The 19,838-nt window shown below is 67.3% G+C and carries 19 protein-coding genes and 1 pseudogene; 5 read left to right on the forward strand and 15 right to left on the reverse strand.

Translation table 11 applies throughout. The features are described 5' to 3' along the window. Window positions 1–26: 26 nt before the first annotated feature. Together hpf and AB4Z47_RS12345 are read right to left on the reverse strand one after the other, a co-directional pair. The gene (gene hpf, locus AB4Z47_RS12340; RefSeq protein WP_441950555.1) at window positions 27–731 is read right to left on the reverse strand and encodes a ribosome hibernation-promoting factor, HPF/YfiA family; all 705 of its coding nucleotides are present in this window, start codon (window positions 729–731) and stop codon (window positions 27–29) included. A gap of 229 nt (window positions 732–960) precedes the next feature. Continuing rightward, window positions 961–1,605 (reverse strand): ComF family protein, encoded by a 645-nt coding sequence (locus tag AB4Z47_RS12345; RefSeq protein ID WP_441950412.1) that lies wholly within the window; start codon window positions 1,603–1,605, stop codon window positions 961–963. On the opposite strand from AB4Z47_RS12345, the gene AB4Z47_RS12350 reads away from it, so the two are divergent. Next, the gene (locus AB4Z47_RS12350; RefSeq protein WP_441950566.1) at window positions 1,514–1,783 is read left to right on the forward strand and encodes a hypothetical protein; all 270 of its coding nucleotides are present in this window, start codon (window positions 1,514–1,516) and stop codon (window positions 1,781–1,783) included. The two genes, AB4Z47_RS12345 and AB4Z47_RS12350, sit on opposite strands and share 92 nt — an antisense overlap. A gap of 325 nt (window positions 1,784–2,108) precedes the next feature. Here the strand turns inward: AB4Z47_RS12350 and lpqB are convergent, their stop codons facing one another. The 13 genes and pseudogenes from lpqB to cofD all read right to left on the reverse strand — a co-directional run bounded on the left by lpqB (window position 2,109) and on the right by cofD (window position 16,339). Continuing rightward, window positions 2,109–3,920: an MtrAB system accessory lipoprotein LpqB gene (gene lpqB, locus AB4Z47_RS12355; RefSeq protein ID WP_441950414.1), complete on the reverse strand. Its 1,812-nt coding sequence runs from the start codon at window positions 3,918–3,920 to the stop codon at window positions 2,109–2,111. A 649-nt stretch (window positions 3,921–4,569) separates the two neighbouring features. Continuing rightward, window positions 4,570–6,130, reverse strand: a pseudogene (gene mtrB, locus AB4Z47_RS12360) (MtrAB system histidine kinase MtrB); the annotation flags it as partial. Window positions 6,131–6,238: 108 nt separating this feature from the next. After that, window positions 6,239–6,916: an MtrAB system response regulator MtrA gene (gene mtrA / locus AB4Z47_RS12365; protein WP_039800350.1), complete on the reverse strand. Its 678-nt coding sequence runs from the start codon at window positions 6,914–6,916 to the stop codon at window positions 6,239–6,241. Between the two features lie 78 nt (window positions 6,917–6,994). Continuing rightward, complete coding sequence (locus AB4Z47_RS12370; RefSeq protein ID WP_441950416.1) at window positions 6,995–7,642, reverse strand: dTMP kinase; 648 nt, start codon at window positions 7,640–7,642, stop codon at window positions 6,995–6,997. Window positions 7,643–7,791: 149 nt separating this feature from the next. Then, entirely contained in the window at window positions 7,792–9,273 is a 1,482-nt protein-coding gene (gene ahcY, locus AB4Z47_RS12375) for an adenosylhomocysteinase (protein ID WP_441950418.1), read from the reverse strand. A 60-nt stretch (window positions 9,274–9,333) separates the two neighbouring features. Next, on the reverse strand, window positions 9,334–10,491 hold the full coding sequence (locus tag AB4Z47_RS12380; RefSeq protein WP_441950420.1) for an alkane 1-monooxygenase: 1,158 nt from the start codon (window positions 10,489–10,491) through the stop codon (window positions 9,334–9,336). A gap of 192 nt (window positions 10,492–10,683) precedes the next feature. Continuing rightward, window positions 10,684–11,304 (reverse strand): TetR/AcrR family transcriptional regulator, encoded by a 621-nt coding sequence (locus AB4Z47_RS12385; protein WP_441950421.1) that lies wholly within the window; start codon window positions 11,302–11,304, stop codon window positions 10,684–10,686. 40 nt (window positions 11,305–11,344) lie between these two features. Next, entirely contained in the window at window positions 11,345–11,554 is a 210-nt protein-coding gene (locus tag AB4Z47_RS12390; protein ID WP_441950556.1) for a rubredoxin, read from the reverse strand. Between the two features lie 23 nt (window positions 11,555–11,577). After that, window positions 11,578–11,751 (reverse strand): rubredoxin, encoded by a 174-nt coding sequence (locus AB4Z47_RS12395; protein WP_441950423.1) that lies wholly within the window; start codon window positions 11,749–11,751, stop codon window positions 11,578–11,580. Between the two features lie 76 nt (window positions 11,752–11,827). Then, the gene (locus AB4Z47_RS12400; RefSeq protein ID WP_441950425.1) at window positions 11,828–13,087 is read right to left on the reverse strand and encodes an alkane 1-monooxygenase; all 1,260 of its coding nucleotides are present in this window, start codon (window positions 13,085–13,087) and stop codon (window positions 11,828–11,830) included. A 297-nt stretch (window positions 13,088–13,384) separates the two neighbouring features. Continuing rightward, window positions 13,385–13,903, reverse strand: a complete 519-nt coding sequence (locus tag AB4Z47_RS12405) for an NUDIX hydrolase (RefSeq protein WP_441950427.1) — start codon at window positions 13,901–13,903, stop codon at window positions 13,385–13,387. Window positions 13,904–13,997: 94 nt separating this feature from the next. Next, window positions 13,998–15,344, reverse strand: a complete 1,347-nt coding sequence (locus AB4Z47_RS12410) for a coenzyme F420-0:L-glutamate ligase (RefSeq protein ID WP_441950429.1) — start codon at window positions 15,342–15,344, stop codon at window positions 13,998–14,000. Then, window positions 15,341–16,339 carry a 2-phospho-L-lactate transferase gene (gene cofD / locus AB4Z47_RS12415; protein ID WP_441950430.1) on the reverse strand — a complete coding sequence of 333 codons (999 nt, stop codon included), beginning with the start codon at window positions 16,337–16,339 and terminating at the stop codon, window positions 15,341–15,343. Before cofD ends, AB4Z47_RS12410 begins: the two co-directional genes overlap by 4 nt. Window positions 16,340–16,826: 487 nt before the next feature. Here cofD and AB4Z47_RS12420 point away from each other — a divergent pair, with 487 nt between their 5' ends. From AB4Z47_RS12420 to AB4Z47_RS12435, 4 genes are all read left to right on the forward strand, one after another. Further along, window positions 16,827–17,060, forward strand: a complete 234-nt coding sequence (locus tag AB4Z47_RS12420; protein ID WP_041561325.1) for a WhiB family transcriptional regulator — start codon at window positions 16,827–16,829, stop codon at window positions 17,058–17,060. Window positions 17,061–17,243: 183 nt separating this feature from the next. Further along, a complete protein-coding gene (locus AB4Z47_RS12425; RefSeq protein WP_167477524.1) occupies window positions 17,244–17,723 on the forward strand; it encodes a metallopeptidase family protein in 480 nt (159 codons plus the stop codon). A 244-nt stretch (window positions 17,724–17,967) separates the two neighbouring features. Further along, window positions 17,968–18,348, forward strand: a complete 381-nt coding sequence (locus AB4Z47_RS12430) for a DUF3499 domain-containing protein (RefSeq protein ID WP_441950558.1) — start codon at window positions 17,968–17,970, stop codon at window positions 18,346–18,348. Window positions 18,349–18,401: 53 nt separating this feature from the next. Then, complete coding sequence (locus AB4Z47_RS12435; protein ID WP_441950432.1) at window positions 18,402–19,778, forward strand: phosphomannomutase/phosphoglucomutase; 1,377 nt, start codon at window positions 18,402–18,404, stop codon at window positions 19,776–19,778. The last annotated feature ends 60 nt before the right edge of the window (window positions 19,779–19,838 follow it).

A 19,838-nucleotide genomic window follows, 5' to 3' on the forward strand; every position in this document is an offset into this window, starting at 1 on the left:
GCACCCGGAGAAACGGACGGATTCGATCAGGCGAGCCGGATCAGGCCGTAGTCGAAGGCATGACGGCGATAGACGACCGACGGCCGGTCGGTCTCCTTGTCGTGGAATAGGAAGAAGTCGTGGCCGACGAGTTCCATCTCGTAGAGGGCGTCGTCGACGGTCATCGGAGTCGCCGGATGCACCTTCGTACGCACGATATGACCGGGACCCGTGGCGTAATCCGTGTTCTCTGCGTCGTCGATGCGGCGGCTTTCACCTTCGGGATGAGCATGCGCGGCGCTCGACCCGCTCGGCCGCTCGAACAGGGACTCATCCACCAGGTCGGCCGTAGCCTGGGCGACAGAGACCGGGGTCTTGTCCCCGTAGTGCACCCGGCGCCGATCCTTGGTACGACGCAATCGGCTCTCCAGCTTCGCGGTCACCGACTCGAAGGCGGCGTAGAAGCTGTCTGCGCGGGCCTCGGCCCGGACGACGGGACCTCTACCGCGCGAGGTGATTTCGACGCGCTGGCAGCTCTTGCGCTGGCGACGGTTGCGTTCATGAAACAGCTCGACGTCGAAGAGGAAGATCGACGGGTCGAAGCGCTCGAGGCGGGAGAGTTTTTCCGCGACGTAGATTCGAAAATGATCAGGCACCTCGACATTGCGGCCTTTCACCACGATATCGGCGAGCGGAGCCCGTGGGCTTTCCGCTACAGGTCGCTCTGTCGCATCCTGGGCGCCGGAATCCAGCACCGAAGGAGCTGCGTCTTTCACTGAAGGTCGTGAAGAAGTCGTCACGCGTACCTCCCGGATATGGCCGCACAGACCGATTCATGCGGCGGGATTGAGCAGTGCCGATCGAAAATCGCTCGGCACATGTTGTCCGAGGCGACACCTCCAAACTCCCGGTTCGGGTGTGTGATCGCGACGCTAGTACGACATCGGGCGGACCGCCAGTCTTCACGCAAATTTCCCGGCGTCAAGCGGCACAGATAACCAAAACCCCACGTATCGGAAGTCCGATCCCCGCGAGCGCACGGACCGATTCCCGAGCCGTCGCGCCGGTTGTCAGTACGTCGTCGACCACCACTACCTCGGCGTTCTTCTCTATGCCCCACTCGGAGGCGCAGCCGGGTACAGTAGTCACCCGCCCACGGAGATTGTGTACCCGCTCACCGGGCGTCAAGCCGACCGAATCACGCACCCCGCGCCACACTCGCAACACTGATACCACCCGGCTATCGGGCAGCCACCTCGCGGCTACCCGCGCCGTGCGCAGCACCGGATCTCCGCCCCGCAGCCGAGCCGCCGCCGCCCTGCTCGGCGCGGGCACCAGTACCAGCGGCCGATCCCACGACCGCAGCCGCGCCAGTCCGCCCGCGAGCGCCGCGCCGAGCGGCTCCGCGAGATCCCGCCGACCCCGCTCCTTGGCCGCGAGCACCGCGCGGCTGCCCGGCCCACGGTAAGGACCGAGCGCCCAGCACGGGACACCCGGATCCGTGCGCGGTCGCACCCGGACCGGCGGCGCGGCCATGGCGGCCCCGCAGCCGGCACACCACGCCGCCCCGGCCAGCCCGCACCCCCCGCAGGCCGTCGGCAGAATCAGATCCAGCAGCGTCCCCATCGCCCGAGTCTGCGCCCGGGCACCGACAACTTCGCCGTACGACGGCTACGGCTACGGCTACGGCTACGGCTACGGCTACGGCTACGGCTACGGCTACGGCTACGGCTACGGCTACGGCTACGGAATACGATGCCCTGGAAGTAATTACGACGACCCAGCCGCAGTTCGAGGACCGTAGGCGCCGGCTACCGCCAGAGCGATCGCTATAGCCGCGGTCGTGTCGTCGTCAACTCCGAGGCGGTGGGGCCTCGTCGCTCGGTATCGTGCACACGGCTGCGCGGCGGACCTGATCGAGACCGGAGTGCGCGAACTCGGCGCACACCGCCGCGCGAGCGGTGGGACGGCCGCCAACTGCTGCTCCCCGAACGACCGACCGCCACGGCGTTTCCGCCCGCCGACCGGTTGCCGTCCTCGACGACCTCCGCGGTCACATCAATGCGTCGACAACCCGACGATCACGCCGCGGGTCACGGCGAGCCGGAGGGACCGACCAAGGCGCGATCTCAGCCGGGCAGGACCGGAACAGCGTTCGCGCCGAGCCCGGGCACCTCGCGCCAGTACGGCTCACCGCCGTCCGGATTACTGGTCAGCTCGAGCACCGCGCGTGAGTCCGCGACGTACTGGTGTTCCGGCGACGCGCTGACCTCTCGCACCGGAGGCGTCAGGTTCCGGCTGGTCTGTGGCATCGGCTGGGAACCATCCACCGCGACGGTGTTCACCGGGTCGACATTGCCCTCGCGGGCGATGATGATCGTGTCCACGGTGAGCCAGCTGAGCGACACAGCGCGGGTGCTCAGGGTGATCGCGACGGGCAGCGGCGCAGTAAGGGCGTAGTGGCCGTTCGGACGCCGTTCCACCACCGCCACATAGACTTTGCCGTCGGCGATCAGCGCAGCCTGGACGCCGGTGCGTGAGATCTGCAAGTCGGTGATCGGCGACCTCGGCGCGAAACCGGAGGACACCGTGGCCAGCGCCGAGGTGTCGACCTCCTGCACCGAGACCGTCGAGGTGGCCCGGTCGTTGATCGCGCGGATCACCCGCTCGCCGTCGACCACCGCCCACGCCGCGCTGCCGTCCGAGGTCCACGAAGGTCGGGTGATGGTCGAGCCGGCGGCCACCGGGAAGGCGTTGCCGCCGTAGGTGCCGACCATCAGTGTGCGGGACTGCTCGGACCTTCCCGTCTCGGCCACCGCAGCCACCAGCTGGCCGTCCTGGGACAGCGCCGCAGACTGCAGGTTGTTCACCGCGCCGAAGTACCCCGGTGTCGGCGTGATGCCGCCGTTGCCCTGGAACTGCACCAGTCCGCCGCCGCGCAGCGCGTGCAGCCCGACCTGGTTGCGTGCGGATGTCGCCGGATTCAACTGCTGCACGTCACCAACGGTCCATCCGTTCGCGGCGAACCGGTCGTCCAGCGGTTTGCCGTCGGCGAGCAAGACGTAGGGGCCGAGGACATCGGCACCGGACAACGTCAGAATCACCTGGGCGGCGAGCAACTCGCGATCGCGTGGGTTCAAGGCGGAGGCACCGGCGAAGTCGATCTTGACGCCGCCGAGTCCGATGCCGACCCCGTCCGGGTCGCCGTTCGACTTGGTGATCGGACCGCGGAGGGCGACCGGCCCGGCCAGCTGGTTGCGCAGGACCGGGGTGAGCGCCGGTTGGGTGCCCTCGCTCAGCAGGCTGAGCAGCTTCTGGGTCAGCTGAACCTTGGCCACCGAGATCCAGCGCAGATCCGGGACGACGGTGGTACCAGCGGGGTCGACGAAGTACAGCACGTAGCGCCGATAGGACCTGGCGAACGCGGTGGAGTCCATCACGACGCCGTCGGGCAGCTCGTCGATGCGCCACTCGCCATCGACCTTGGTCAGCTCGATCTTGTTCTCGACGAGGTCGTCACTGGCGCGGTACGCGCCGTCCGCGGCCAGCTCGCCGACCTTGCGCGCGCGGATTCGGTACGTCGCCTTATCGCCGGTGCGCGATTCACGCAATGTGTCCGGCTTCTCCACGATCACGGTGTTCGCGGCGTCGTCCCACTGGGTCGAGGCCGCGGGGGTCATGTATTGGCGCGCGGCCAGGTGACGATTGGCCGGATCGGCGGTGGCCTGCAGGAAGTCGCGCAGCAGCAGATCCGGATCGCGGTTGGCGATGGGCGGCGGCGGACCCTCGGATGTGGGCTCTCGATCGATCGTGCCCAGCGCCTGCGGCGCGGAGGATTCGGGCAGACTGGCGCATCCGGTCAGTGACAATAGGATCGCGACCACGACCGCGACCAGCGTGGACAACCGCTGCTTCCGCGCAGACCTGGCACGCATGCTCATGACTGTACGTCCCCGGACTTGCGCTCCGCCCCGCCCCCGGCCTGCGCCGACCGGGGCGCCTGCAATCCGTTCGCATCGGGGGCGGGCCGGTCACCGAATGCAGGCGTGGCACCGGACACGGTCCCAGAACCCGACACCGGCGCGACCCCGGACACCGTCCTGACACCCGGCGCAGGCGCGTCCCCGGACGGAGTCTTCCCGTCGCCGCGCGCAGGCATGCCACCAGAAGCAAGCGCACCACCAGACGCCGACGCCCCGCCAGAAGCGGGCCCGTCACCGGACGTGGATGTGCCACCGGACGCTTGCCCGGTTCCGGACACGGGCGCCGCATCGGAAGCAGGCGCACTATCGGACGCGGGCCCGGCGCCCGGTGCAGACGCACCACCAGAATCCGACACGCCACCCGAGGCAGGCCCGTCACCGGACGCGGAAGGGCCACCAGACGAAGGCTCGCCACCGGGCACAGACGCAGCCGCAGCACCCGATGCCGAAGCGCCACCATGGGCAGGCGCGTCACCGGGCACAGAAACATGTGCTGTACCCGACGCGGTATCGGCGGGCGTTGCTGCGCTGTCGCCCGCAGCGTCCGGATTCGCGGCAACGGGATCGGCGGCCGGCGCCGGCTCGACCACCCGCATCGACTTGCGGGCAGGTTCCAGCGGCAGCGGACTCGCGCCGAGTTTCTTCCCGCGCAGCAGCGGCAGCGTCAGTCGGAAGGTGGCGCCGACGCCGACCTCGCCCCACGCCTCGAGCTTGCCCTCGTGCAGGTTCGCGTCCTCCACGCTGATCGACAGGCCGAGGCCGGTGCCGCCGGAGCGGCGCATCCGGGACGGGTCCGAGCGCCAGAACCGGTTGAAGACCAGCTTCTCTTCGCCGGGTCGAAGGCCGATGCCCTGATCGCGCACAACGACGGCGACCGCGTTGGCGTCGGCGTCGCCGCGCATCCGGATCAGCACCGGCTTGCCCTCGCTGTGGTCGATCGCGTTGGCCAGCAGATTGCGCAACACCCTCTCCACCCGGCGCGGGTCGACCTCGGCGACCAACGGCTCTTCCGGCATATCGGTGATCACCTCGACACCGGCATCCTTGGCCAGGTGCCGCACGGTGGAGATCGCGGCCCGCGCGCACATCCGCACGTCGAGCGATTCGACCTGGAGTTCGGCGACGCCCGCGTCGTGGCGGCTGATCTCGAGCAGATCGTTGAGCAGGCCCTCGAACCGGTCCAGCTCGTTGACCAGCAGCTCGGCGCTGCGAGCAAGGGCGGGGTCGAGGTCGTCGCTGCTGCCGTGGATCAGATCGGCGGCCATGCGCACCGTGGTGAGCGGCGTGCGCAGTTCGTGGCTGACGTCGGAGGTGAAGCGGCGCTGCAGGTTGCCGAACTCCTCCAGCTGGGTGATCTGGTTGGAAAGGCTTTCGGCCATCTCGTTGAACGCCTGGGCCAGCCGCGCCATATCGTCCTCGCCGCGCACCAGCATGCGTTCCTTGAGCCTGCCGTCGGCGAAACGACCTGCGATCCTGGCCGCGGAGCGGATCGGCAACACCACCTGCCTGGTCACCAGCGCGGTGATCGCCGCCAACAGCACCAGCAGCACGATGCCGCCGACGAGCATGGTGCCGCGCATCAGTGCGAGGCTGCGTTCCTCGTTGGCCAGCGGGAAGATCAGGTAGATCTCCAGTGTGGGGATGTCGGCGCTCGGGCTGCCGATGATCAGCACACGACCGTTGTAACCGCCCGGGTCGTCGACTGTAGCGAACTGGTAGCTGACCTGGTTGCGCTGCACGAACCGGCGCAGCTCGTCGGGCACCTCGTGGATCGGGCCGGTGGAGATCTGCTGCTGCGGCATGCCACCGATGATGGTCAGCGCCGAATCGAAAGTGCCGGCGGCACCAGTCGATTGGCCGGCGTCGCCGCGGTTGGACAGCGCGTTACGCGCATCCTGCAGACGCTGCTGCTGGGTACCGATGTCGTGCACGCCGGCCAGCTGGCTCTGCACCGTATTGCGCGCGCGGTCCATTTCCTCGACCGCCGCATTGATCTTGGCGTCCAACAGGCGGTCGGTGATCTGACTGGTCAACACCACGCCGAGGATCGTGATGACGATCAGCGACAGGGTCAGAGTCGACACGATGACGCGCAACTGCAGCGAGCGGCGCCAGAGGTGGCCGAGGGCGCTGCCGACGGCTTGGAACCAGACCACCACCGGTGCCATCGATCGTCGAAGACGTGCGATCACGCCATCGGTGTCCGAATCCCGGCCTCGGCGGGGCCCTTCGTGGTCACGCAAGCTACCGCCTCCGGGCTATGAACTCGGACCGGGTCACGGTGGTCCGGCCTTGTAGCCGACGCCACGCACGGTCAGCACGATCTCCGGGTTCTCGGGATCCTTCTCGACCTTGGCGCGTAGTCGCTGCACGTGCACATTCACCAGGCGGGTGTCGGCGGCGTGCCGGTAACCCCAGACCTGCTCGAGCAGGACCTCACGGGTGAACACCTGGCGCGGTTTGCGGGCCAGCGCGACGAGCAGGTCGAACTCCAGCGGCGTCAGCGAAATCTGCGCGCCGCCGCGGCTGACCTTGTGCGCGGGCACATCGATCACGATATCCGCAATCGACAGCAGCTCGGCAGGCTCCTCCTCGGTGCGGCGCAGACGGGCGCGCACCCGGGCGACGAGTTCCTTCGGCTTGAACGGCTTGACAATGTAGTCGTCGGCGCCTGACTCGAGACCGAGCACGACGTCGACCGTGTCGGTCTTGGCCGTGAGCATCACGATCGGAACCCCGGAATCGGCCCGCAGCACGCGGCACACGTCGATGCCATTCATGCCGGGCAGCATCAGGTCCAGCAGCACCAGATCCGGGCGGATCTCCCGAACCGCCGCAAGGGCCTGTGTGCCGTCGCCGACCACATGCGGGTCGAACCCTTCCCCGCGCAAGACGATCGTGAGCATCTCAGCGAGTGCCATATCGTCGTCGACGACCAGAATCTTCGGCTTCATAACTACTATGTTGTCATCTCCCAGGCCAGGATCGGGCCGCCACGCCAACACTGGTGTGAACCCGCGGCACAGCCAACCTTATCGACCAATGATTTCGGTGATCCGCGCGGTCAGCGTAGCCGGGTCGTCGTCGGATCGGTATGTCCACCATGGCCCGTGCCAGTCGCGTTCAGCCAGCTGACGGTACACCGCACCGGTTCGGTGCTGCAGACCGCCGTCGCGTTCGTAGGCGTCCAGCGCGCGGGCGGCGTCGAGTTCGCCTCGCCTGCGGGCACGCTCGGCCGCAACCTCGGTCGGCACGTCCAGCAACACCTGCAGCGTGGCCGCGGGAAGGTCGAACCTGCCGAACTCCAATTCGCCGACCCAGCCGACGATTTCGTCGTCGGCCGACTGTCTGAGCCGGGCAGCGGAATAGGCTGCGTTGGAGGCGACATAGCGGTCCAGAATCACAACGTCGTTGTCGGCCAACAGCTTCGACAGCTCATCGTGGGCGCCCGCGCGGTCCAGCGCGAACAGCAACGCCATGCCGCGGACGGAGTCGGCCAGATCGCCGTGCACGCCACGCAGCGCCTCGGCGGCCAAGTCGGCGTGTACCGAGCGGTGGTATCGCGGGAAGGCCATCGCCTGCACCCGCAGGCCACGTTCGCGCAGATCGGCGACGACCCGGTCGATCAGCGTGCGCTTGCCCGCGCCGTCGAGGCCCTCGACCGCTATCAGCACTCCCATAGGCAGGCACGATACCCCGCCGCCTGTTCACCGCCGACACGGACTTACCAGGGCCGATACCGGGCAGACATGGCCGGACACGGCTCGGTTGTCCACCACGCGGTGCCCGCCGACCGGACGGTCGACGGGACACCCCGCCCGCCGGCCGCTCAGTAGCGGTAGTGCTCCGGCTTGTACGGGCCTTCCACGTCCACGCCGATGTACTCGGCCTGGTCCTTGGAGAGCTTGGTCAGTTCGCCGCCCAGCGCCTCGACGTGGATGCGAGCGACCTTCTCGTCCAAGTGCTTCGGGAGACGGTAGACCTCGTTGTCGTACTCCTCCGGCTTGGTCCACAACTCGATCTGCGCGATCACCTGGTTGGAGAAGCTGTTCGACATCACGAACGACGGATGTCCGGTCGCGTTGCCCAGGTTCAGCAGGCGCCCCTCGGACAGCACCAGGATCGATCGGCCGGACTGGAACGTCCACAGGTCGACCTGTGGCTTGATCGTCAATTTCGTTGCGCCGGAACGCTCCAACGCCGCCATGTCGATCTCGTTGTCGAAGTGGCCGATGTTGCCGAGGATGGCCTGGTCCTTCATCGCCTTCATGTGCTCGAGGGTGATGATGTCCTTGTTGCCGGTCGCGGTGATGACGATGTCGGCCTCGCCGATCGCCTTCTCCACGGTCACCACGTCGTAGCCGTCCATCAGCGCCTGCAGCGCATTGATCGGGTCGATCTCGGTGACCTGCACCCTGGCGCCCTGTCCGGCAAGCGATTCCGCGCAGCCCTTGCCGACATCGCCGTAGCCACAGATCAATATCTTCTTGCCACCGATGAGCACGTCGGTGCCGCGGTTGATGCCGTCGATCAGCGAGTGGCGGGTCCCGTACTTGTTGTCGAACTTGCTCTTGGTGACCGAGTCGTTGACGTTGATCGCCGGGAACACCAGTTCGCCCGCCGCCGCGAACTGGTAGAGCCGCAGCACGCCGGTGGTGGTCTCCTCGGTGACGCCCTGGACCGAGTCGGCGATCGCGCTCCACTTGCCCTTGTCGGTCTCGAAGCGCTGGCGCAGCAGGTTCAGGAACACCTTGTACTCGGCCGAGTGGTCCTCGTCCTCCGGCGGAACCAGGCCCGCCTTCTCGAACTGTGCGCCGCGGAGCACGAGCATGGTGGCGTCACCACCGTCGTCGAGGATCATATTGGCGGGCTGGTCCGGCCAGGTGAGCATCTGCTCGGCGGCCCACCAGTACTCCTCCAGGGTCTCGCCCTTCCAGGCGAACACCGGGGTGCCCTCGGGCTCGTCGACAGTGCCGTGCGGTCCGACGACGACCGCGGCCGCCGCGTGATCCTGGGTGGAGAAGATGTTGCACGAGGCCCAACGAACCTCGGCGCCGAGACTTGTCAGTGTCTCGATCAGCACCGCGGTCTGCACGGTCATGTGCAGCGAGCCGGAGATGCGCGCGCCCTGCAGCGGCCGCACCTCGGCGTACTCACGGCGCAGCGCCATCAGACCGGGCATCTCGTGTTCGGCGAGGCGGATCTCCTTGCGACCGAATTCGGCCAGCGACAAGTCCGCCACCTTGTAGTCGATGCCATTGCGGACATCGGCGGTCAAAGATGTGCGTGCGGGAAGTTCTGAGGTGGTCATCAGCCTCTCCTGGTTCGGCAGGTACCGAGGCAAGGCTAGTCGCTGGCCGCCGGATACGGACTAGGCGGTCACCCCGTGTGCCGACAGGATCCGGCGACGCTTGCGCGGCTGTATGTTCGCGAGCGTGATGTCGCCGCCGTAGTGGTCCGCAACGCGCCTGTCCATGATCCGGCGCCACAGCGGCGGGATGGCGGCGAGCACGATCATGGTGGCGTACCCCGCCGGCAGTTGCGGTGCCTGCTGAGAGCTGCGCAGCGTCTGGTAGCGGCGGCCTGGGTTGGCGTGGTGGTCGCTGTGGCGCTGCAGGTGGAACAGGAAGATGTTGGTGACCAGATGGTCGCTGTTCCAGCTGTCCCGCGGCGAACAGCGGGCATAGAGCCCGTTCGGGCGCCGCGACCGCAGCAGGCCGTAGTGCTCGACGTAGTTCACCGTCTCCAGCAGGGCGATGCCGATCACGGCCTGCAACGCGAGATAGGGCAGCACGTGCGGGCCGAACGCCGCGATCAGGCCGCCGAACAGCACCAGGGTCATCGACCACGCCTGCAGGATGTGGTTATCCACGTTCCACCAGCCCTTGCCCTTGCGGGCCAGTCGCTTACGCTCAAGCCCGATCGCCGAACGGAAGCTACCGGACACGCTGCGCGGCAGGAACTCCCACAGCGACTCACCGAGCCGGCCGCTGGCCGGATCCTCCGGAGTGGCCACCCGCACGTGGTGCCCGCGGTTGTGCTCGACGAAGAAATGCCCGTACCCGGACTGAGCCAGGGCAATCTTGGCCAGCCAGCGCTCCAGGTGCTCGACCCGGTGCCCGAGCTCATGGGCGGCGTTGATGCCGATGCCGCTGACGAGACCGAGGGTGGCAGCCAACCCGAGCTTGTCGACCACGCTCAACTCGTCACCGGCCCACATGTAGCAGGCGACGGCCAACCCGATCAGTTGGATCGGCAAGAACAGGTAGGTACACCACCGGTAGTACCGGTCGTTCGACAGCAACTCGTAGTCCTCGTCCCGAGGATTGCTGCCGTCCTCGCCGATCAACCAGTCCAGCACCGGGATCACGACCAGCACGATGATCGGCCCGATCCACCAGAAGACCACAGCGCCCGTGTGGAGCACGAGTTGTGACGGCAACAAGGCGGATGATGGAGCGATCAGGCCGAGAACCCACAGATGGCGTTTGGGGTCGACCGACCCCGCCGGTTTGCCAACCGTTTGCACGTTTGCCCCGCTTAATAAGACCCTGACTTCGACGACGCATGAAGATAGTTGCAGACTCTATGTCTGTTACATCTGGCTGAACGGTTGAAACGTGGCAGAGATTACCTGCCTGGCAGTCGGTTCTTGCGGACGTTCTCATGTGATGAGAATCACTATCCTCGATCGCGAACCGGTTGCCCTGTGCCGATCGGCTCAGCTCTGCACCCGTGCCGCCAGGATCGCCTCGACGTACGGGCCGAGCAGCGCGCTCAACTCCCCCGGGGCATCGCGCCCCGGACCGGGCGGGGTGGGAATGTAGCTCAGCGCGATCCGCACCAGCGCGTGCGCGATGACGTCCGATTCGGCGGCCGTCGCCGCCACCCAACTGTGCTGGAACGCGAGCGAAAGCCGCTCGGTCGCGTGGTCGAGCAGCGGCCCGGCATCGAGCGTGATCAGCCGCAGCAGATCCAGCTTCACCTCGCCCGCGAGCAGCGACCGCACCAGCGGGTCGGCAGCCGCGTCGAGGAAGAAGTTGGCCATCCCCTCGCGGAACGCGGCGCGGGCATCACCGACATTGCCGGCGATCGCCGCGTCGACGTGGTCGACCAGATCGTCGGCCAAGCGCAACGCATATGCCTGGGTGAGGCCGTTGCGCGAGGAGAACTCGTTGTAGAGCGTCTGCCTGCTCACTCCTGCCCTGGCCGCGACATCACCGAGCGTGATCTTGGACCAGTCACGCTCGGTGAGGAGCTCGCGCATCGCGTCCAGGACCGACGTGCGCAGGAGTTCCCGTGCGGCCTCCTGGTAGGGAATCCTGGTTCCGTTGCGCGGCATACCCGCGACACTGTCACGGGCGCTTGCCGCAGTCAAAATCTCACGACCGCTCGATCTCGACCATGAAGAAGTCGGCCTTGGCGGCTCCGCAATCGGGGCAGGTCCAGTCGTCCGGGATGTCGTCCCAGCGCGTTCCCGGCGCGATCCCGTCGTCCGGCCATCCCTTGGCCTCGTCGTATTCGAAACCGCACTGGATGCATTGAAAGAGCTTGTATTCGGGCCCACCCGTCTCCCCGCCGCCACCCCTCATCGAATCGCTTGGCGATGCTGTACTCATTTCGTGGCCCCTATCTGCTCGAAGTCGATCTTCTCCCGTACACCGCAATCGGGGCAGCACCAATCGTCCGGGACGGCCTCCCACCGGGTGCCCGCCGGAAAACCCTCATGCGGCGCCCCTTTCGCCTCATCGAAGACATAGTCGCAGACGGGGCAGCGATAAGCGGTCACGACTCCACCTCGCCAGCGCTCGGCTCCCGCATTATCGCCATGACGACCGCGCCCGCTGCTCGCTCGCTGCGCGCACTCATGCCTCGGCCACCTGTGCGCCGCCGGTCGGGGCATCCGTGCCGTAGCGCGCGAGCACCTGGTCGCGCTTGCCCGGATGGATGTTGGCGCGCGTGATGTCGCCGCCGTAGTGCGCGAGCACCCGCTTGTCCATGACGCGGCGCCACAGTGGAGGGAAGTAGGCGAGCAAGATCATGCTGGCGTATCCACTGGGCAGGTTCGGTGCGCCATCCCAACTGCGCAGCGTCTGGTAGCGCCGGGTCGGATACGCGTGGTGATCACTGTGCCGCTGCAAGTGGTACAGGAAGATGTTGGTGACGATGTGGTCGCTGTTCCAGCTGTGCACCGGAGCGGGCCGCTCGTAGCGTCCACCGGCCGTCCGCTGACGCACCAGGCCGTAGTGCTCGAGGTAATTGACCGCCTCCAGCAGGCTGAAGCCGACGACAGCTTGCAGGATCAGGTACGGAAACAGCTCGATACCGAACACCGCCAGCAGTACCGCGTACAACACCGCCGACATCAGCCAGGCGCTGAACACCTCGTTCCGCGGGCTCCACGGCTTCTTGCCCAGCCGCTCCAAGCGGACTCTCTCCAGGTGCCAGGACGACTTCAGGCTGCCCCACACGGTGCGTGGCCAGAACGCCCAGAAGGTCTCGCCGACACGGGAACTCGCCGGATCCTCCGGCGTCGCGACGCGCACGTGGTGGCCGCGGTTGTGCTCGATATAGAAATGCCCGTAGAACGACTGGGCCAGCGCGATGCGCGACAGCCACCGCTCCAGGCTCACCTTCTTGTGGCCGAGTTCGTGCGCGGTGTTGATGCCGATGCCGCCGATCATGCCGACCGTGATCGCCAGGCCGATCTTGTCCACTACGCGCAGCCCGCCATCGATGCCGAGCCAGCTCACGTTGTCCGCGGTGATCAGGTAGGCCGCAAGAAGCAGCGTCGAGTATTGGAACGGCAGGTACAGGTAGGTGAGGTAGCGGTAGTACTTGTCGTTCTCCAGATACTCCATCACCTCGTCGGGCGGGTTGTCGCCGTCCGGGCCGAAGAAGATGTCGGCCAATGGGATCAGCACGTAGACCAGGATCGGCCCGAGCCAGAACGGCACCTGCGCCAGGCGGTGCCAGCCGAATTCGTTCAACGCCCAGACGAGCGGTAGGCCGATCGTGAACAGACCGGTCGGTGCGAACAACCCCCACAACCACATGTATCGCTTGCGGTCGCGCCAAGCCGGCAACTCGACCGGCTGTGCGGACAGGTCGGCGTCCGTCGACATCGTCGTCTCCATTCAAAGCGGCACATCACGTGTGATGTGCATTACCTCCAATATTGGACGATACCGCCCCATTTGTCGCATGTATAGACAAATACGGCAATTTGTAAAGACAGCAGTGGCTTCCCTTCGCTGCCTATGGGGAAGGTCGGACGCGACGCAGGCAGCCGACCAGTTCCGCAGGATGGGTGCGGTCGTCGGATGAGACGCCCCCGGCGCCGCAAGACGCTCCACCCCGCAAGCGGCCATCGGCACTGTGCGGGATGGAGGTCTGTAGCAGTGAATTTCAGCGGTAGGGCGTCAACGAAGCAGGACGTCCGCGTCGGCGGGCAGCGCGTCCACCGGCCACCAGCGCAGATCAGTGGACTCACTGCTGCGCACCGGTACCGCGCCGACGGGCGCGGTGAGCCGGAACAGCAGGTCCAAGTGCCTGGTCGGTGCACCGAGCGAACAGGTGATCGGATGCGCCTGCACGCCGTACAGCTCGGGCTCCAGCCGCAGGCCCGCGATGCCGGACTCCTCGGTCGCTTCGCGCAGCGCGGCGTCGGCGACCGTGGCGTCCCCCTCCTCACAGTGCCCGCCGAGCTGGATCCACCGGCCCACCCGTGGATGCAGGGTGAGCAACACCTCGCGCTCGTCGTGGGAGAAGACCACGGCCGAGGCGGTGATGTGGCCGGGTGCGTGTTCGCGTAGGCAGCCGCGCGGAGCCGAGCCGAGGAAAGCCAGCATCGCCTCGCGCAGCGAGTGGTCGGAACTCGCTGCGGGACACCAGGATTCGAGCAGCTTGGTGGCCGAGGCATGCAGCGAGGCCGCGGTCATGACGCCACCTCGCTGGCGCTTCGACCCCTCGTGACCGAGCGACGCCCGGCTGTTCCCGTGGTTCGCTCGCCCACGCCGAGCGGTGCTCGCGTACTCACAGCTCGACCAGGCCGAAGCCGACACCGCGCACCGGCCGCGGGGACAGCTCCTCCAGCGGATGACCGACCGCTATGGCGCCCAGAGGGTTCCAGTCGTCGGCCAGGCCGAGGATGTCACGGGTGAGCTCCGGGGCGAAGATGGTCGACCCGATCCAGCAGCTGCCGATCCCCTCGGTGGCCAAGGCGACGAGTAGGCCCTGCACCGCGGCGCCCACCGCGACCGTGAACATGGTGCGCTCGTTGGCGCGCCGCCGCTCGTCCGGATAGTCGTGCGCGCCGTCGGGCACGCAGAACGGGATGATCACCTCGGGCGCGTCGAACAGGATGCGGCCGCGGGCGATGCGGCGCTCGACGCGTTCCGGCGCGAGGCCATCGGCGGCGAGATCGGCGCGCCACTTCTCCGCCATCGCCTCCAGCAATTGGGCGCGCAGACCCGGCTTGCGCAGCCAGACGAACCGCACCGGGCGGGTGTGGTGCGGGGCAGGCGCGGTCAATGCGACAGACACCGCCGCACGGATGCGTTCCGGATCAACCGGGGTATCGGCGAACTGGCGGATCGAGCGACGCAGCAGAATCGCCTCCCGCCGCCCCTGCTCGATCGCCTCCGCGGTGCCGAGCCAGAACAGGTCGTCGGTACCGCTGCGCAGCAGGTCGGCGGCGCCGGACCCGTCGTCGGTGACCGGAAACCCGCGCACCACGGCGACGGGTACGCCGCCGAGCTTGCCCTTCACCAGGTCCGCGGCGGCAGCCAGCTCGTCGGCCACCGCGACCTGGGTGACGTGCAGCTCGTTGCCCTGGCCGTCGACAGCACCCGCATAGTCGTGCAGCACCCGAAGCCCTGACGCGCCGATCGCCGCGTCGGTCTGGCCATTGCGCCAGGCGCGGCCCATGGTGTCGGTTACGACCACCGCGACCGTCACGCCCAATCGCTGGGCCAGCGCCGTCCGCAGCGCCTTGGCGCTGCCGTCCGGATCGGTCGGTAGCAGGACGAGTTCGCCCTGCTCGACATTCGAGCCGTCGACCCCGGAGGCCGCCTGCACGATGCCGAGCTTGTTCTCGGTGATCAAGGTGCGGCCCTTGCGCGCGAGCACCCGCACCGCCTCTTGGTCGATGAGCCTGCGCCGGGCGCTGTCCCGTTCTTCGGGGTCCATCGGCGCCTCCACGACGCGGCCCTCGACCTTCGCGACGATCTTGCTGGTGACCACGAGCACGTCGCCGTCGGCCAGCCAGGGTGCACACCGAGCAAGGTGTTCGGCCAGGTCGTCACCGGGCCGGAACTCCGGAAGGCCGGTGACGGGCAGGATACGCAGCTCGCCCGCCCCGTGGTCGGTGGGTGTCGTCATGGCTTCACTCCCGCGAGATCCAGTGCCTGGCGCACCATTTCAGCGGTAGCCGGCGGGTCGGTCATCAGCAAAGGCACGCTACGCACCTCGACACCGGGCACGTCGGCGGTGTCGGTGGTGTGGATCAGCCAGCCGTCCAGGATTCCGGTGGCCGAGCGGGCGCCGTAATACCGACCGATCGCCTCGGCCGTGGTGTCCACTCCGATCACCGACAGGCACTCGTCGGCCATACCGCGCAACGGTTTTCCGTCGATCACGCCGGACACGCCGATCACCTTGGCCTCGGTCGTGCGCAGGGCGCCCCGAATGCCCGGCACGGCGAGGATGGCTCCGATGCTCACGACCGGGTTCGACGGAGCGAGGAGCACCACATCGGCGGACGTTATGATCTCCGTCACATTTGGGCCCGGTTTGGCGTCATCGGCGCCAATTGTGGCGAATCCATGGGTGTCGATGTTCGCGCGATAGCGAACCCACCACTCTTGGAAATGGATCGCGCGCCGTTCGCCAGGATTGTCCGGGTCGGTCACAACGACATGCGTTTCGCAGCGATCGTCGGTTGCCGGGATCAGTTTCACACCGGGCTGCCATCGATTGCACAGCGCCTCGGTGACCGCGGAGAGCGGGTACCCGGCACGCAACATTTCGGTTCGGATCAGATGGGTGGCGATATCACGGTCCCCCAAGCCGAACCAGTCCGGCTGGGCGTGATACTTCGCGAGCTCCTCCTTGGCGTGCCAGGTCTCGCCGACCCGGCCCCAGCCGCGCTCGGAATCGATACCGCCACCTAGGGTGTACATGCAGGTATCGAGGTCGGGGCAGATACGGAGGCCGTGCATCCAGGCGTCGTCACCGACGTTCACGATCGCGGCAACGTCGGCCTCGGGCAGCAGTTCGCGGACGCCCTGAAGGAAACGCGCGCCACCGACGCCACCGACGAGGACGGCGATCCGGGGCCCGTTCCCAGCTACGGCGTCCGCTTGTTGTCCAGTCACATCCGCACAGCCTATGCGGTACCCCGATGGAGACGACTCGCGGTAAATTTGCTATCTATTTGCTAACGTACGTGACAAGATCAATTCGGAATGCGGCTGCGGATAGTAACGGAATAGCGTCGGCGGCTTGACCATCGACACGTCCGGCGTGTCTAATCACAGTCATGTCATTCCGGGTTCGCGCGAGAGCCCAAGGCGCGAGCGGCTTTTCGAACAGATGTTCGAGCGAATGACAGGCTCGGGGACGTCCGCGGGACAACGTCGCGGGGTATGGCCGTCGGCGTGCGTGTTGGTCCGACGGAACGAATCATTCTGCGCTAACACACAGTGAGGAGGCGGAGCGATGGCCAACGAGATGGTCTCGCCGACCGATTCCACAGCAGGCGCAGCACGTGGCGTCTGCACAGACAACGGCTGGAAGGACGAAGAGGGGGGTGACGGAGTCTCGGCACCCCGGCTCAGCCTGGTCGTGACCGGCTTCGACGAGATGTTCGAATCCATCGAAGAGCAGTGGCAGGAGCGTGCCCTGTGCGCGCAGACCGATCCGGAGGCGTTCTTCCCCGAGAAGGGCGGCTCGACCCGTGAGGCGAAACGGATCTGCATGGGCTGCGAAGTACGTGACGAGTGCCTGGAGTACGCACTCGCGCACGATGAGCGCTTCGGCATCTGGGGCGGGCTCTCCGAGCGGGAGCGCCGCCGCCTCAAGCGCGGCATCAGCTGAGACGTACGCGAGGCCCGGAGTTGCCCACCTCCATCAGGGCGACTCCGGGAACACGCGAGGACAGCCGATCCCGCGCCCGATCATCGGTTCGCGACAGCACCGACACGACACTCACCGACACGACAAGACCATCACGCCGCCTCGATGAGCGCGGCCGGAATCGACTGGCCTAGATTTTGTGCCATGGCACGTTCCCGTAAGCGTCGACCGCCGACCGCCCGGTCGGTGATCCGCCGCGGCCGCGGAGTGCGCGGGCCGATGCTGCCACCCACGGTGCCGGCCTGGCGGACCCGCGGCCAGAAGTTCGACCGGCTGGTGCTGGAGGCGTTCGCCCCGTTGGACACCCGCTGGCACGACCGGCTCACCAAGCTCGACATCGCCGTCGACGACGTTCCGAAAATCCGTCCGCTGCATCCCGATTCGGTTACCTGGCCGGACGAGGTCGTCGCCGACGGTCCGGTCCCGCTGTCCCGGCTCATCCCGGCCGGTGTCGACCGGCACGGCGCGGCGACCCGGGCGCGGGTTGTGCTGTTCCGCAAGCCGCTCGAACTGCGGGCCAGCGATCCCGATGACCTGGTCGACCTGCTGCGCGAGGTCCTGGTCCAGCAGGTCGCGACCTACCTCGGCGTCGACCCGGACGTGATCGATCCGGAAGCCGAGTGATCCGCACCCATCCAGACGGCCCCACCCCTCGAATGCCATTGCGGGGCGAGCGAAACCGATACCACGGGTACTTAGGCTCGATACCCGGGGAACTCCACCGCGGAACACACCGTCGGACGCGCCACGGGCGCCTCTTGCGGGACGCCGTGCTGCTCGCATTCTGCTGAGAGCAGACCGAGATTCGTTCAAGCGTGTCTGCCCCCATCGACGCGCCAGGAGGGTTACTCTCGTCGGCGTGATCCCCATGCGTCGTTGCTGCCGACCAGGCTGCAAGAACCCGGCCGTCGCGACGCTCACCTATGTGTACTCGGATTCGACGGCGGTCGTCGGACCACTCGCGACGGTCGCCGAACCGCACTCCTGGGACCTCTGCGAAACACACGGCTCACGGATCACCGCCCCGAAGGGTTGGGAGCTGGTTCGGCACGAAGGCGGATTCTCCTCGAGCACTCCGGACGACGACGATCTGACCGCGCTCGCCGAAGCGGTCCGCGAGGCCGGACTGCGCCGCCGCCCGCAGGAACACGACCAGCGCGGCTACCACGACTATGCTCCCCCGCCGCCGCGCACCGGTCGCACCGGTCGCCGCGGCCATCTGCGCGTGCTCCCCGATCCGCCGTCCTGACCCGGACCAGGACGGTGTCGGACCGACCGGGCGCAACCACTAGGGTGTTGGGCATGACAGTCGCCCGCTCTGCCGAATTCGTGAACGCGGTGATCAAGGCTTACGACGTTCGCGGCGTGGTCGGTGAACAGATCGATGCGGAATTCGTCGGGGATGTCGGGGCATCGTTCGCCCGGTTGATGCGCGCGGAGGGCGCGACCCGAGTCGTCATCGGACACGACATGCGGGACTCCTCACCAGAGCTGTCCACCGCCTTCGCCGACGGCGTGCGCGGCCAAGGGCTGGACGTCGTGCACATCGGCCTCGCATCGACCGACCAGCTGTATTTCGCCTCCGGCCACCTGGACTGCCCCGGGGCCATGTTCACCGCCAGCCACAATCCGGCCCGCTACAACGGCATCAAGCTGTGCCGGGCCAAGGCCCTCCCGGTCGGGCAGGACACCGGCCTCGCCACCATCAAAGACGAGCTGATCGAGGGCGTGCCCGGCTACGAAGGAGCGCCCGGCGCCGCGACCGAACTCGAGCTGCTGGCCGACTACGCGAACTTCTTGCGCGGCCTCGTCGATCTCGGCGACATCCGCCCTCTCACCATCGCGGTGGACGCGGGCAATGGCATGGGCGGCCACACCGTGCCCCAGGTGCTCGGCACGCTGCCGCAGGTGACCGTCGTGCCGCTGTACTTCGAGCTGGACGGCAGCTTCCCGAACCACGAGGCCAACCCGCTGGATCCGGCGAACCTGGTGGACTTGCAGAAGTTGGTCCGCACGTCCGGCGCGGACATCGGCCTCGCCTTCGACGGCGACGCCGACCGCTGCTTCGTGGTGGACGAGAACGGCGACCCGGTGTCGCCGTCGTCGATCACCGCCCTGGTCGCCGAACGCGAGCTGGCCAAGGAGCCGGGCGCGGTGGTCATCCACAACCTGATCACCTCACGGGCGGTGCCGGAACTGGTACATGAGCTGGGCGGAACGCCGGTGCGCACCAGGGTCGGTCATTCGTTCGTCAAGCAGCAAATGGCCGCCACCGGAGCCGTGTTCGGCGGCGAGCACTCCGCGCACTACTACTTCCGCGACTTCTGGGGCGCGGACTCCGGCATGCTCGCGGCCCTGCACGTACTTGCCGCGCTCGGCGAGAAAGACCGGCCCGTGTCGGAGCTGATGTCGTCGTATGCAACGTATGCGGCCTCCGGAGAGATCAATTCCACAGTGGCCGATGCGAAGAAGCGGACGATGGCCGTAATGGAGGCTTTCGCGGACCGGGCGCACTCGGTGGACCGGCTGGACGGGGTGACCGTGCAGCTGGCCGACGACGCCTGGTTCAATCTGCGCGCGTCGAATACCGAACCGTTGCTCCGGCTCAACGTCGAGGCCCGATCGGCGGAGGAAGTAGACGCACTCGTAACCGAGATCCTGAGCATCGTCCGCTCCTGACTGGAATAGTGGAATCACAGGCCTTGGATTCGCCCGACTCGGTCTCGGTGTGGCAGCTGA

The sequence above is a fragment of the Nocardia sp. 2TAF39 genome (assembly GCF_052114905.1).
GTDB lineage: Bacteria > Actinomycetota > Actinomycetes > Mycobacteriales > Mycobacteriaceae > Nocardia.